The 13,545-nt window shown below is 67.6% G+C and carries 15 protein-coding genes; 7 read left to right on the top strand and 8 right to left on the bottom strand.

Annotation, left to right across the window (positions count from 1 at the left end; all coding sequences use genetic code 11):
* Positions 1–18 precede the first annotated feature (18 nt).
* Positions 19–1,392, top strand: coding sequence for a cytochrome P450 (locus SLQ33_RS03285; RefSeq protein WP_319452331.1), 1,374 nt, complete (start codon positions 19–21; stop codon positions 1,390–1,392).
* On the opposite strand, the gene SLQ33_RS03290 is transcribed toward SLQ33_RS03285, so the two are convergent.
* The 5 genes from SLQ33_RS03290 to bfr form a co-directional block, all read right to left on the bottom strand.
* Positions 1,377–2,483: an amidohydrolase family protein gene (locus SLQ33_RS03290; protein ID WP_319452332.1), complete on the bottom strand. Its 1,107-nt coding sequence runs from the start codon at positions 2,481–2,483 to the stop codon at positions 1,377–1,379. The genes SLQ33_RS03285 and SLQ33_RS03290 overlap by 16 nt on opposite strands.
* Positions 2,484–3,824 carry a glutamine synthetase family protein gene (locus SLQ33_RS03295; protein WP_319452333.1) on the bottom strand — a complete coding sequence of 447 codons (1,341 nt, stop codon included), beginning with the start codon at positions 3,822–3,824 and terminating at the stop codon, positions 2,484–2,486.
* 21 nt (positions 3,825–3,845) lie between these two features.
* Entirely contained in the window at positions 3,846–4,328 is a 483-nt protein-coding gene (locus SLQ33_RS03300; protein WP_319452334.1) for a carboxymuconolactone decarboxylase family protein, read from the bottom strand.
* A 52-nt stretch (positions 4,329–4,380) separates the two neighbouring features.
* On the bottom strand, positions 4,381–6,441 hold the full coding sequence (locus SLQ33_RS03305; protein WP_319452335.1) for a DHA2 family efflux MFS transporter permease subunit: 2,061 nt from the start codon (positions 6,439–6,441) through the stop codon (positions 4,381–4,383).
* A 69-nt stretch (positions 6,442–6,510) separates the two neighbouring features.
* Positions 6,511–7,011 carry a bacterioferritin gene (gene bfr / locus SLQ33_RS03310; protein ID WP_319452336.1) on the bottom strand — a complete coding sequence of 167 codons (501 nt, stop codon included), beginning with the start codon at positions 7,009–7,011 and terminating at the stop codon, positions 6,511–6,513.
* Positions 7,012–7,499: 488 nt separating this feature from the next.
* Here bfr and SLQ33_RS03315 point away from each other — a divergent pair, with 488 nt between their 5' ends.
* Positions 7,500–7,691: a bacterioferritin-associated ferredoxin gene (locus SLQ33_RS03315; RefSeq protein ID WP_319452337.1), complete on the top strand. Its 192-nt coding sequence runs from the start codon at positions 7,500–7,502 to the stop codon at positions 7,689–7,691.
* Here SLQ33_RS03315 and SLQ33_RS03320 read toward each other — a convergent pair.
* The 3 genes from SLQ33_RS03320 to SLQ33_RS03330 are packed head-to-tail and all read right to left on the bottom strand — an operon-like array spanning position 7,688 to position 9,616.
* Entirely contained in the window at positions 7,688–8,446 is a 759-nt protein-coding gene (locus tag SLQ33_RS03320) for an enoyl-CoA hydratase/isomerase family protein (RefSeq protein WP_319452338.1), read from the bottom strand. The two genes, SLQ33_RS03315 and SLQ33_RS03320, sit on opposite strands and share 4 nt — an antisense overlap.
* Before the next feature lie 16 nt (positions 8,447–8,462).
* Positions 8,463–8,906, bottom strand: coding sequence for a TIGR03618 family F420-dependent PPOX class oxidoreductase (locus SLQ33_RS03325; RefSeq protein WP_319452339.1), 444 nt, complete (start codon positions 8,904–8,906; stop codon positions 8,463–8,465).
* Positions 8,903–9,616, bottom strand: coding sequence for an EthD domain-containing protein (locus SLQ33_RS03330; RefSeq protein WP_319452340.1), 714 nt, complete (start codon positions 9,614–9,616; stop codon positions 8,903–8,905). Before SLQ33_RS03330 ends, SLQ33_RS03325 begins: the two co-directional genes overlap by 4 nt.
* Before the next feature lie 104 nt (positions 9,617–9,720).
* Between SLQ33_RS03330 and SLQ33_RS03335 the strand changes: the two genes are divergently transcribed.
* Genes SLQ33_RS03335 through SLQ33_RS03355 form a run of 5 tightly spaced genes read left to right on the top strand, consistent with a single transcriptional unit; the run spans position 9,721 to position 13,505 of the window.
* Positions 9,721–10,152: an SH3-like domain-containing protein gene (locus SLQ33_RS03335; protein WP_319452341.1), complete on the top strand. Its 432-nt coding sequence runs from the start codon at positions 9,721–9,723 to the stop codon at positions 10,150–10,152.
* Positions 10,145–10,465, top strand: a complete 321-nt coding sequence (locus SLQ33_RS03340) for an SH3-like domain-containing protein (protein ID WP_319452342.1) — start codon at positions 10,145–10,147, stop codon at positions 10,463–10,465. Before SLQ33_RS03335 ends, SLQ33_RS03340 begins: the two co-directional genes overlap by 8 nt.
* Entirely contained in the window at positions 10,458–11,144 is a 687-nt protein-coding gene (gene scnC / locus SLQ33_RS03345; RefSeq protein ID WP_319452343.1) for a thiocyanate hydrolase subunit gamma, read from the top strand. Before SLQ33_RS03340 ends, scnC begins: the two co-directional genes overlap by 8 nt.
* On the top strand, positions 11,141–11,467 hold the full coding sequence (locus SLQ33_RS03350) for a ScnB (protein ID WP_413467561.1): 327 nt from the start codon (positions 11,141–11,143) through the stop codon (positions 11,465–11,467). Before scnC ends, SLQ33_RS03350 begins: the two co-directional genes overlap by 4 nt.
* Before the next feature lie 37 nt (positions 11,468–11,504).
* A complete protein-coding gene (locus SLQ33_RS03355; protein ID WP_319452344.1) occupies positions 11,505–13,505 on the top strand; it encodes an FUSC family protein in 2,001 nt (666 codons plus the stop codon).
* Positions 13,506–13,545: the final 40 nt, after the last annotated feature.

Here is a 13,545-nt window from a genome sequence, read left to right on the forward strand (position 1 = left end):
GGGGCCTATGCTCGCAGCATGAGCAACGCCGCTCTCCCACCAGGACCTCGGCTTCCGGCTTCGTTGCAGGCAGCGTTGATGCTGCGGTTCTGGCCGCGCTTCGTGTCGGGTTGCCGGCGCCGGTACGGCAAGGTGTTCACGCTGCGCATCGCCGGTATCGGCACGCTCGTCTACGTCGACGACCCCGCCGACGTCAAAGCCGTGTTCGCCGGCGATCCGACCGTGTTTCACGCAGGCGAGGCCAATTCCATGCTGGCGGGGCTGCTCGGACCCAGTTCCGTACTCGTCGTCGACGACGAAGCCCATCGAGCAACCCGGCGGCTCATGCTGGCGCCGTTCCACCGCGAGGCCGTCGCGCGACAGACGTCAGTCATGGCCGAGCTCGCGGCGGAGAACATCGCGTCCTGGCCCGTCGGTGTCGAGTTCGCGGTGGCGCCACGGATGTCGCAGCTCACGCTCGAGGTGATCCTGCGGACGGTGATCGGCGCCAGCGATCCCACCCGGCTGGCCGAGCTGCGCGCGATCATGCCGAAACTGCTCACCCTCAGCGCGTGGCAGACGTTGGCGATCGCGAACCCGAAGTTGCAGCAGCGCCGCCCGTGGCGCAAGGTCCGCAACCACATCGCCGAGGCCGATCGACTGCTGTACGCCGAGATCGCGGAAAGGCGTGCCGATCCCAACCTGGGCGAGCGCACCGACGCACTGGCGATGTTGATCCGCTCCAGCGACTCGGACGCGGCGATGTCCGATGCGGAGCTCCGCGACCAGCTCATGACGCTGCTGGTGGCAGGCCACGACACCACCGCGACCGCACTGTCGTGGGCGTTGGAACGGTTGACGCGGCATCCCGACGTGCTGCGCAAGGCCGTTGCGGCGGCGCACGCGAGCGCGGCAGGCGACGCAGCCGGCGACGAGTACCTGGATGCGGTGGGCAAGGAGGTGCTTCGCACCCGGCCCGTCGTATTCGACGTCGGCCGGATACTGACGGCGCCCACCGAGGTGGCCGGATACGCCCTACCCGCAGGGGTGATGATGGCCCCGGGCATCGGCCTGGTTCACGGCAGCGCCGAACTCTATCCGGACCCAAAGCGGTTCGACCCCGACCGCATGCTCGGCGCCACCCTCGGCCCGACCACGTGGATGCCCTTCGGCGGCGGCAACCGGCGGTGCCTCGGAGCCACGTTCGCGTTGGCGGAGCTCAAGGTCGTGCTGCGGGAGGTGCTGCGCCGCGTGGACCTGGCGACGACGACCGCGGCCGACGAGCGTCAGCGCGTCAAGGCGGTGATTCTGGTGCCGCATCGAGGGGCCCGCGTTCGGGTGACGGCGAAGCACGATGTCGAGCCGGTGATCCCGGCGGAGTGTCCCGCCGCGCACCATCAGTCCAACGCGTAGACCCGCCTCGCATTGCGGTGCGCGATCAGGTCGACGACCCTGATCGCGTCGGACTCGCTCCATTCGCCTGCGTCGACGAATCCGGCAAGCACCTCGCGAATGCCGTTGCGCCACAGGTGAGCACCCAGGAAGTGCAGTTCTGGTGGCCCGAACCCGTCGGACGAGTACAGCACCTTGCGAAAGGGGGCGAGTTCGAGAAGCCTGCCGATGAGCCCGGGCGAGCGCGCGCCGAGGTAGTTGATGCTCAGGCCACCGTCGACGTAGACGTTGTTGAACGCCTGAGCCAGGTAGCCGGCCTCGCGCTCGAAGGGGTAGCAGTGCAACAGCATGATCGGCGTGTCACCGGACGCGCGCAGGAAGTCCAGCAGGTGAAGCGGATTCGTGGCATCGAGGTCGCAGTCCCGGTCTCCGAGGCCGACGTGAAACTGCAGTGGCTTGCCGATTCGCAGGGCCTGATGCAGGCCGAAGCGCAGCAGTATCCGGTCGGTGAGCCGGGTACCACCCGTAGCGCGCCACCGGTCGGCGGCCCTACTGACTTCGGCATCGGTTGGTTCGGACAGGTCGCCGATGAAGCCGCCGCGGTACGCGATGATCGACTTCGTGCCGACCGCGGTCGCGGTTCGGTCGTGCAGGAGTCGAACGAAGTCACCTGCGTAGTCGCCGCCGGTGGCGGCCGCCTGCTCGGCGATCGACTCAAGCCGGACGATCTCGCCGACGCGTCCGCCCGAGGTTCGTGACATCGTGTCGAGATCGGCTATGCCGGAACCGAATCCGGTGTCCACCAGCCAGTCGGTGACACCTGCCGCGGAGAGGAACCGGCGGGCCACCTCGCCATCGCCGAGTGTCCTGCGCTGCGCCCAGTACTCGTCGGGCCCGACGTGGCGAGGCAGGTCGAGCAGCGGTGCGCAGTGTGCGCGCACCGCGAAGCCGAGTTGGGTGTCGAACGCGGAGTCGAAGTCGGCAATGGGCTCGGTGTTCGCCTCGTTGAGTCCGTTCTCGAATCGATTGCGGTCACCGGACTCCAACCAGTAGCCGTGCACGTGGTGATCGACCAGCGGCACCGCGGCGACGTGCTCGCCCAACGCCGTCATCTACACACTCCAGGACATCCGGAACTTCTGCGCGAGTTCGTCGGCGGTCAGGTCGCCGTAGTTCTCCTGCTCGTATCGCCGCACGGCGACGATCGCGTCGACGGCGGCGTCGCCAAGCACGTCCCTGACGAGCGCCGACGCGTCGAGGGCATCGATGATCTCGGATTGATCGCTCGGAAGCTGGGTCATGCCAACGGCTTCGCGTTCCCCTTCGCTCAGGAGGGCGGGATTGACGGTGACCTCCGGCGGCAGCGGCAGGTTGCGCTCGATGCCGTCGAGCGCGAGTCCCAGGATGGCGGCCGTGGCGAAGTAGGGATTCGCCGACGGGTCGACGGCCTTGACTTCGACGTTGGCGCCATGAGGATTGGCATCGCCGCCTGCGACGAATCGCACTGCGGCTTCGCGGTTCTCGGTTCCCCAGCAGACGTGCGCTCCCGACCATAAGCCGGGCTGCATCCGCAGCCCCGACAGGATCGAGCCGCTCAGCACGCCCTGCGCGCCGGGCAGCCCGGCAAGCAGTCCAGCGATGGCCGATTCACCCGGCGGCGTCTTGCCCCCGGGTCCGGGGACAGCCGCGAAGATGGGTTCGCCGTCACGCGTGAGCGAGAAGTGTTGATGAGCACCGGATCCGACGTTCCCGGCGAACGGAACCGGCGAGAGACTGACGCGGACACCGTACTTGCGGGCGACCCGACCGACGATGATGCGCATCAGGATCAGCTGATCGGCCGCCGCAACGGGAGCCAGCGGTGCCAGCGATAGTTCGAACTGGTTGACGCCGTACTCGGGATGCAACTGCTCGATCGCGACGCCTGACGTCGCCGCCGCCTCCACCACGTCGCGGACGAATCCCTCGTGTTCGAGCACCCCGGCCAGGCCGTACTGCGCCCACAGTTCGGAGGGCAGTCGCGCCCCGTCGGGCCCGACCAGGACGAACTCCATTTCGTGACCGACGAGCGCTTCGAACCCAGCCGCGTTCATCCGCTCTTCGACGCGGCGCAACGTGCCACGGCTGCAGATCGGGTCGGGTGAGCCGTCCTGGGTGAAGAAATCCCCTGGCGCCCAGGCCAATCCATCACCCAGGACGCACACGGCGGCGGGGTCGATCCGAATCCGTAGATCGCCGACCACGCCAATGGCGTCACCGGTGACGACGCCGGCCTGATCGATCGCGAAGACGTGCCACACGGGGCTTGCGCCAAGGCCGGGGTCCACGAACGCCGCGGCCCGCGCCAGCGGTACCGCCTTGGCGTGGATGAGGCCGGCCGGGTTGACCACGGTGCCGATCAGCGTGGTGACTCCGTCGGCTGCGAGCTGTGCGATGGCCGCCATGGCAGCCATTCTGCATGGCGCCGCCGTGGGTTACAGCGTGATCTTGCAGCTCTGCCCGATGTCCAACGTGCGCAGCATGCGTCCCATGCCGAGCCACATCGCGCAGGACAGGGCGAGGTCGGTGAGCAGCTTGTCATCGAACTCTTCATTGGCGCGGGACCAGAAGTCCTCGTCGTCGCGCAGGCCGGTGTGGTCGCTGGCGAAGCGTTCGGCGAACTCGGCGGCCACACGCTCCTGGGCGCTGTACCCCGGCCAGGTCCGCCACTCGGCGGCGTGGTCGTACAGGTCCTCGTCGACACCGGCGGCGATGCCATCGGAGTCGCGGGTGTTCTGACACACGACGCATTCGTTGTCCAGCGCAATCACCATGCGGGCCAACTCCCGGACCCTCAACGGGAGTCGGTTCTTGGTGTAGACCGCGTTGGTGAAACCCGCCATCGCGATCCCGATGTCGGGTGAGTTCTTCACCCATGCAGCGGCGTCGTCGTCGGCGAAGGGTCCAATTCGGCTCATGGCGCGATCGTACGCCGATCGGGGCAATTCTGGAACACGTTCTAGTTTTGTGTCAGCGGGCGGCAGCGAGCTCCCGACGGTCGTCGGTCCAGTCGCGTTGCACCAGCATGCGGTGCGCGATGCGTTCCAACGCCGCCTCCACCTCGCCGCGATCCGGTCTGCCCTCGAACGTGGGTGACTGAGCGAGCTTGTCGACCATGCACCCGACGATCGCCGCAGACATCGCGTCGACCTCCCTGGCTCCCGCCTGCGTCAGCCACAGCCTTCCACCGGTTCCAAGGGCGAGGCCGTCGGCGATCACGCGGTCGAAGACCGGTTCGATGACCTCGAAGGGCACCCGCAGCCGTTCCGCGATGTCGGTCAGCGTCGCCGAGCCGAACACCTGGTTCTGCCGGTAGATCTGGAGCAGTGCCCACAGTTGGGTGACGTCGAGGTGGCATCCGGGCTGCTGGGCGAGGCTGCGCAGTCGCAGCTCCGGCGAGTCGCGGAACATTCGGCCGACGGCGACCTCGAGGATCTTCTCGGGCGATTCCGTACAGGGCATCCCGAAGCCCTCGCCCAGATCGGCCGCGGAGACGGCGTCCATCTCGCGTAGCGGTGTCTCCTTCAGGAAGAGCGCTACGACGAACCCGACGACCGCGACCGGCACCGCGCACAGGAAGACGGTGCCCAGTGCGTCCGAGTATGCGTCGACGATGGGTGCGGCGACCTCGGGAGGCAGGGCGTGCAGCGACTTCGGTGACTCCGCTGCACCGGGCGGTGCGCCGCTGGCGACGAGCGCCTGAGCGAGGTTGGAGGCGAGGAAGTTGGCGAATAGTGAGCCGAATATCGCTGCGCCGAACGAGCTTCCGATCGTCCGGAAGAACGTGACTCCCGACGTGGCGACACCAAGGTCGGCGAAGCTCGACGTGTTCTGCACCACCAGGACGAGCACCTGCATGCACAGCCCGATACCCGTGCCAAGCGCGAACAGGTACAACGACTGCTGCCACGTCGGCGTCATCGCATTCATGCCGGACAGGAGCAGGAAGGCCACCGCCATGATGGCGGTTCCGGCCACCGGGAAGATCTTGTACCTGCCCGTGCGCCCGACGATGCTGCCGCTGCCGATCGACGTGAGCAGCATGCCCGCCACCATCGGCAGGGTCCGCAGCCCCGATTCCGTCGCGGACACGCCGTCGACGAACTGCATGAAGGTCGGCAGGAAGGTCAGCGCGCCCAGCATCGCGAACCCCACGATGAAGCCGAGGATGCAGCACACGGTGAACACCGGGCTGCGGAACAGCCGGATCGGCAGAATCGGCTCTGCCGCATGGATTTCCACCCACACGAAGATCACCAACGCCACGGTGGAGGCGGCGAACAGGCCGATGATCACTGGCGACGACCATGCGTATTCACCGCCGCCCCAACTGGTCGCAAGCGTCAATCCGGAGGCGGCCAGACCCACGAACAGGATGCCCGCGTAGTCGATCGCCACCCGGGCGCCCTTGGCGAGCGAGGGAATTGCGGCTGCGCCGACGAGCAGCACGACGATGCCGATCGGCACGTTGATCCAGAACGCCCAGCGCCACGTGAGGTGGTCGGTGAAGAAGCCTCCGAGTAGCGGGCCGATGACGGTGGTGACGCCGAACACTGCGCCGAGCGCGCCCTGGTACCGGCCGCGTTCACGTAGCGGGATCACCTCGCCGATCACCGCCATGGCGGTCACCATGATTGCGCCGCCGCCGATGCCTTGCAGTGCCCTGGCGGCCACCAGCATGGTCATCGAGCCGGCCAACCCGCACAGCACCGACCCCGCGAGGAAGAAGAGCACCGAAACTACGAAGACGGCCTTGCGTCCGAACATGTCGCCGAGCTTGCCGACGACTGCAGTGACGATCGTCGACGCCAGTAGGTAGCTCGTCACCACCCATGACTGGTGTCCGGCGCCGCCGAGGTCCGCGACGACGGTCGGTAACGCCGTCGCCACGATCGTCTGGTCCAGCGCAGCGAGGAGCATTCCGAGCAGGACGCCAACGAAGATGAAGTTGCGTCGCTGTGGGCTGATCAGCGCGTTTGCAGATTCGGGATCCGCTGCCGTGTAGTCCGTGGTCCCCAAGGGACGTGTCATTTCTGCCTCCCGACAACGTCAGGTACCCGGTGGGGTCCCGCTCAAATATCGTTAGGCAGGCTAAAAGTGTTACGCGCCGTGAGCTCCCTGAGACCCCGGCGGGCGCGAGACGCACTGCGCCAGGTAGAGCTCCTCGCCGAGCTTGCCCATCAACTCGAGCTGGGTCTCGAGGTAGTCGACGTGCTGCTCCTCGTCGGCGACGATCATCTCGAAGAGGTTGGCCGAGGTGCTGTCCTCCTTGGCGCGGCACATGATGATGGCCGGCTTCAGCCGGGCCAACACCTCGTACTCGATCGTGAGATCGGCCTCGAACTGCTCACGCACGGTCTGGCCGACGCGCAGCGAGAACAATCGTTGATAGTTCGGCAGCCCGTCGAGAATGAGGATTCGGTCGGTGATCGCCTCGGCATGGCGCATTTCATCGAACGATTCCTTGCGGGTGTGCTCCGCCAATTCGGTGAAGCCCCAATTGTCCTGCATCTTGGAATGCAGGAAATACTGATTAATGGCGGTCAGCTCGCTTGTCAGCTGCTCGTTGAGCACCTTGAGGACTTCGGGGTCGCCTTGCATGATCGCTCCTATGAAACCGGTCGGGCCGGTCGAGTGTCAGTGCCGTTCGGGGCTGTCGAACGCCTCTTCAATCTAGTCGACACGACGCCCGGCAGCGACCCAATCCGAAGACGTATGGGCGTGTCTGGCACCCGATTTTGCCTGGTCTTCGGTGAGGCGAACCTTAGTCTGGCCTCGGTTTATGGACTGGCTGCCCTAAGTAAGGTTAGACTGGGCTAACACGTACGCAGTGCCGTGGGACCTCCCCCGGCGCACTGGGATCAGGGGCCAACTGTGGTGAGTGGGTATCGACTCCATTCGCTGCTTCTCGCCGCCGACGCGACGTGCTTGATGCGCGACGATCGCCAATCGGATTCAGCGGAATTGGACAATCGCTTCGTCGCCGAATTCATTGCAAGCGGAATGCGTGGCGCGGAGTCGAATCGTGGCGCGCGGCGGGTGCCCGCAGTATTCGCTTCGTACGCCAATTCGGACGTGCGGGCCTGCTGATGTTCGTCTGCCTCTGCACCGGAGTAACCAGTCAGGTCGTGTCGGACCTGGTGGCCGCCGGTGCGACGACGTCCAAGGAGATCGCCGACGCATGCGGCGCGGGGTCCGACTGCGGGCGTTGCCGACGCACCGTGCGCGCGATCATTGCGTCGACCAGTGTCGTGAACTGCCCGCTGCACGCCACCGGCTAGCCGTCGCGCCGATCGTTGAACGCTGCGAGCGCATCGGCGTTGGCGGCACCGCCCATCAGTTCGGCGAACTGGGCGTACTCGAACGTCAGCGCAGCACTGATGTGACCCCTGGTGGGCTCGACGATGGTCTTCTTCACCGCCATCAGGCTCGAGATCGGGCGAGAGGCAAGCACTTCGGCGTACCGGCCGGCTTCGGACAGCAGCTCCTCGGGTGCACACACTCGCCAGGCAAGGCCCATGCGGAGCGCTTCCTCGGCGTTCACCCATTCCGACGACATCAACATCCACGCCGCGTTCTGCCGACCGATGAGTTGCGGAAGCAGATAGGACGAGGCGGCCTCAGGCGCAACGCCGAGGCTGGTGAAGGGGCACTTCAACCGGGCCGCCGACGACATGAACACCAGGTCGGCGTAGCCGAGGATCGTGGCGCCGATGCCGACGCCCACGCCGTTGACCGCGGCGATCAGCGGCTTCCGGAGGTTGGTGAGCGCCTCGATCATGCCTGGAAAGCCGTACTCCCCCGACGTGAAGTCTGGATCGGTGATGCGCGCCTGCATCTCGACCAGGTCATTGCCCGCGCTGAAGCCCCGCCCCGCGCCGGTCAGCAGCACGACGGCGACCGAAGGGTCCTCGTCGGCGTCGCGGAGCGCAACGGTCGTCGCGTCGTACAGCGCCTCGTTGAACGCGTTCAACGCTTCTGGACGATTGAGGGTCAGCCTGCGCACACCGTTGGTGTCGTCGATCTCAACAAGCACGGCAGCAGCGTAAGCGTCAGCCGTTCGAGTACACGCGCGTGGGGGCGATCAACACCACCGTGCGGCGCTGTTCGGCCATCGTCGCGTCGTATTCGGCCCAGTCGTCGTGGGTGCCACCCGCGGCGCTGAACACCTCGCGCAGCAGCAGTCGCAGCGCGTCCGGGTCGGTCAGCCACGGCTGCGAGTCATCGGGCCCGGCGAGCTCGCCGACGCCCTCGACCGTCGCCCACTGCCAGCCGTTGCGAAAGGTCACCGCGAGCTGCGGACGGGCCCTGAGGTTCGCGAGCTTCACCTTGCCGTACGTCACGAACGCCAACGTCGGCTCACCGGTGGCGGGATGAGGCAACACGCCCGCGTTGACGAGCGACGCCTGGATGGTCCCGTCGGCGCGCAGCGTCGACACGACCGCCAGTCCGCTCTCGCCAGCGGCCAGTGCCGCAGCATCGGAAAGGGTTGTCATCGAAGCGCTTCCACGCCGAAGGGGGTCCGGAAGACATATCGGCTGGTCGGCACGGTGTCCACGTTCTCGTTCGCGCCGAACGCCGAAGTGCTCGCCACCATCTTCGCCATCCGCTCACCGAGGTCGGCATCGTCGGCGGTGCCGAAGAACGCGTGCAGGCTCTGAGTCGCCTCGATGGGAAACAACTCCTCCACGATCGCGGCGAGTTCGGGTGCGCCTGGCGTCAACGCTCGCACTACCGCGTTCTGCGTATAGCCGAACGTCGACTGCGTCGCGATCGCCACGGGCGTGTGATCGACGTGCCAACGGGCGAACCAGGTTTCGACGTCCAGCGTCGCCGGCCTGCGCAGCAGTGCGACGTTGGCGAACCCGGCGGTGCGCTCGCCTAGCCCGGTCTGGGGTGCAGGCAACGGCACGGACTCGGTGACCAGATAGGCAGCCGCGTCGTCGCAGACCTCGCTCAGCCGGGCCAGCGCCTCGGTGACCGCAGCCCCATAGCTCTGCTGAGTCCAGAGGCTGACGAACCCAACGACCGGCGGGTCCAACGTCGTCAGAGTCATGAGCGAGTCGCGCACCGGCTCGTCGCGCACGTTGACCGCAAGCCCGGGCACGTCGAGGTCCAACAGCTCGTCGGCGACGGTGCCGCGCAACGCGGCGCACCATGCGTCGTCGGCGCTCGCGCGCCGCAGGGTGATGATGACCTTCTCCACGGCACGAACCTACTCCCGGATGTGTTCGACTCGACCCATCGGTGCGCCGAACTGGGATACATTCGCTCAACGGGCAATTCGAGCGCGCACTCGTGGAGGAAACCGTGGCCCCACCCAACGACTTCGAAGCAGTCGCCGGCCGGGTTGCCGACCTGGCTCCGGTATTGCGGGAGCCGCTCGACTCGCCGTATGAAATCTCCAACGCGCTCTACGCCGCCCTGCGACACGTGCTGCACGACGTCGGTGGCCAACCTGACCTTCCGGTTCCGTTCATGGAGAAGGTCGAAGAACAGTGGGAAATGGACACCTACGTCACGTGCGAGTGTCTCGGCTGGCGCGGCGCGTGGAACTCCGAGGAGCGCAGGCGCGCGGAGAACGACCTCGGCGCCACGCTGTATTTCGGTCTGCCGTACTACGCGCGGTGGGCGACGGTCGCCGCGAAGGTGCTCATCAACAAGGGGCTCATCACCCCCGACGAACTGTCCGCCAAGATCGACGACGTTCGGGCCCGCATGAAGGCGTCGCACGATGGCTGAGCGCAAGTTCGCGATCGGCGACCGCGTCACGGTGCGAAACGCCACGTCGCTCTTTCACACTCGGACGCAGGCCTTCACTCGCGGGAAGACGGGAACGATCGTCGAATTCCGGCCCGACTGGGTGATCCCCGAGGACGAGGCGTGGGGACGCGACGACGCCGAGCAGGGCGGTCGCTTCGAGCCGTTCTACGTCGTCCGGTTCCGGCAGCAGGACCTCTGGGACAACTACACGGGCTTCGGCGTGGACACGCTCGAAACGGAGGTATCGGAACGCTGGCTCGAGCCGGCGGCGAAGGGATCAGCAGATGACTGAGCACGACCATCCGCACGACCCCATCCAGGGATCGGAGGAACTCAGCGAATTCGAGGTGCTCGAGCGGGCGGTGCGCGAGCTGGCGATCGAGAAGGGGCTGTTCTCCGAAGAGGACCATCGCAGGTTCTCCGAATGGGCCGAGTCGATCGGACCAAGCGGCGGATCGCGGATGGTCGCCAAGGCGTGGACCGATCCGGAGTTCAAGGCCCGGCTGCTCGCCGACGGCACCGAGGCGTCCAAGGAAGTCGGCCTCGACTGGCTCGACCCGACCGGAGTCGGAACCCCAAGCGACTACACGTTCTTCTACGTGCTGGAGAACACGCCGACGGTTCACAACGTGATCGTCTGCACGCTGTGCTCCTGCTATCCCCGCCCGGTGCTCGGGATGTCCCCCGACTGGTACCGCACGCCGAACTACCGCCGCAGGCTCGTCCGGTGGCCGCGTGAGGTGCTTGCCGAGTTCGGGCTGCACTTCGGTCCCGACGTCGACGTGCGAGTGCACGACTCGAACCAGAAGTCCCGATTCATGGTGATGCCGATGCGCCCGGACGGAACCGAGGGGTGGACGGAGGAGCAGTTGGCCGCCATCGTCACGCGCGACACGATGATCGGCGTTGCCGTGCCGCAAGCGGATTGGACGGCCAGCGAACCGCCGACCGGACCGAAGGTCGACGCGTGACCGGTGAGCCCTACGCGGTGTTGCTCGACGCGGTGGGCCCCGCATCCCCTGTGGCGGCCGATCCGCAACCGGACCGCAGGCCCGAGCCGTGGGAGTCCAGCATGCAGGCCACCTGCGAATGTCTGTCGTGGCGGGGCACGTTGGACAACCTCGAACGCCGCCACGCCGAGGACGAGCTCGGCGAGACCACCTATCGCAGCGTCCCCGCGCACGCCAAGTCGGCGGTCGTGACCGCTCACGAACTGATGGACCGCGGGGCCTTCACACCCGACGAACTCCGTGTCCGCATGGATGCGATAAAGGCGCGACTCCGGCGCGCATGAACGCCGACCGCGCCTGCGGTCGCGTAAGAATGGACCGGTGATCAAGGCCCTGGTCCTGCGGCCGACGATGCCCGACGTGGGTGCGATCGTCCGTAGCGTGCTTGGCGTCCTGCTTGTCGCCGCGGCAGCGCTGTATTGGAGCGGCGCGGACAGCGCGATCGCCGCGTCGGGTGCGGCCGCCATCGCCGGGGCGGTTGCGTTGCAGGACAGTCCGCGCGGCCCGTTCCGCCTCGTCGCCTGCGTTTCGCTGGCGATGGGCGCCGCCGTCCTGCTGGGGTCGTTGGCCGGTCCCTACGGTTTGTTGTTCGCGGCCCTGGTGGCGGCGTGGGGTTTCGGCGCCGGGCTGACGTGGGGGGTGAGCGCGAACGCCGGGCTGGTGGCCGCCGCTGCCACGGCGTTGTTGGTCGTCACGCCACCCGCGGAACCGGCCTGGCCCACCGCCGTGGTGTCGGCCACGCTCGCGGTGCTGGGAGGGCTGGCGCAGGCCGCCCTCATCGCGGTCTGGCCCAAGCGGCGCTGGCGAGTGCAGCGCTCCGCGCTGACTCGGGCCTACAACTCGCTGGCCGCCGATGCGCGCGCGCTGGCCGACGACCCGACCGGGCACGTCGACACCCAGCCGTTGGTGTGGCTGCGCGACGCCTTCACGCTGACCGAGGGGCAGGCCGCCCGCCGACCCGTCGCATACCGCACTTGGTACGGGCTGCCCGAACGCATCGCGGCGACCGTGAACGCGATTGCGGGCAAGTCGGCCAAACCTGACGGGTGTGCGCAGGTCCTGGTCGCCGCGTCGGACGTGCTCACCGCAGTCGCGGTGCCGAACGCGGCGGGGCGCCAGGCGGCCGGCTATGCGCTTGGCGCGTTCGACGCCACGGCTGCGACGATAACGGGTCCGGAAGTGCCACTCCTGCAACGTCTTTCAGAACAGCTGAGGGAGGCCGTCGCGCTTCGGTACGGAGAGCTGGCGCCGCCCCCCGACCTCGCAGAACTGCGCAGCGCCGGGCTACCCATCGAGATCCGGCGCATGGGTCCTGCGGTGCGCGCCCAGCTCGGCTGGGAGTCCCCCGTGCTGCGTCACGCGATTCGGCTCTCGGCGGCGGCAGCAGTTGGCGCGTTGATCGCACGGTTCGCTGACCTCGGACACGGCTACTGGATACCTCTGACCGTCGTGATGGTGCTGCGCCCCGAGACCGCGCACACCTACACCCGCTGTGCCGGCCGCATCGCAGGCAACGCGCTCGGGATCGCCGCCGCATCGGCGCTGGTGCTCCTGCTGCATCCCACCGGACTCCTGGCCGCCGGGTTCGCGGTCGTGTTCCTTGCCGTCGCGTACCTGGCGTCCGGGATCGGCTATCTCGCGGTCAGCGCGGCGCTTGCCGCCGCCATCGTGTTCCTCGTCGACATCGGTGGGACCGCCGGACCGGCCACCGTCAGCGACCGGTTGCTGGCGACACTCATCGGCGGTGCGCTTGCGGTGCTCGCGCACGTGGTGTTACCCGACCACGCGGTGGTCCGGCTTCGTCAACGTGCGGGCGAGTTGCTCAAGACCGAGATGGACTATGCGGCAACGGTGATCAAGGCCTTCGTTCACGAGCTGGACCGGCCCACCGAAGCGCTGGCGGCCGCGTGGGAGCGGGCGTACCGCGCGCGGGCGGCGTTCGAGGCGGCCGCGGGAGCGACTCCGACCGACGACCGCGACTTCCGGCGGTGGCTGCGCGCGTACCGTGCCGGGCTCAACGTCGTGACCGCGTCGTGCACCGCGCTCGAGACCAGCCTTCCCGCGCATCCGCCGACCGGGTGGGGCACGGACTTCGTCGCTGCGGTCGACGGTTACGCCGAGGCGCTGTGCGGCGATCCGGCCACCCCCGGTTCGGCGTGGACCCCGGACGTGGGCCAGCTGACCGTCGCGACGGAGCGGGTGCGCGCGGCGTTGCCGTCCGCCGACGCGAAGACCGCACGCATCCTCGTCGGCGAGCTCGGCACCATCACCAATCAACTGGCCTCGATATCCGCCGGATCGGCGCGATCACCGCAGACCTGACGATCATGGGTGGGCCGCAGCGGCTTTCGTGTCGAACCAC

Source organism: Mycobacterium sp. RTGN6 (assembly GCF_033804605.1).
In the GTDB taxonomy this organism is placed as follows: domain Bacteria; phylum Actinomycetota; class Actinomycetes; order Mycobacteriales; family Mycobacteriaceae; genus Mycobacterium.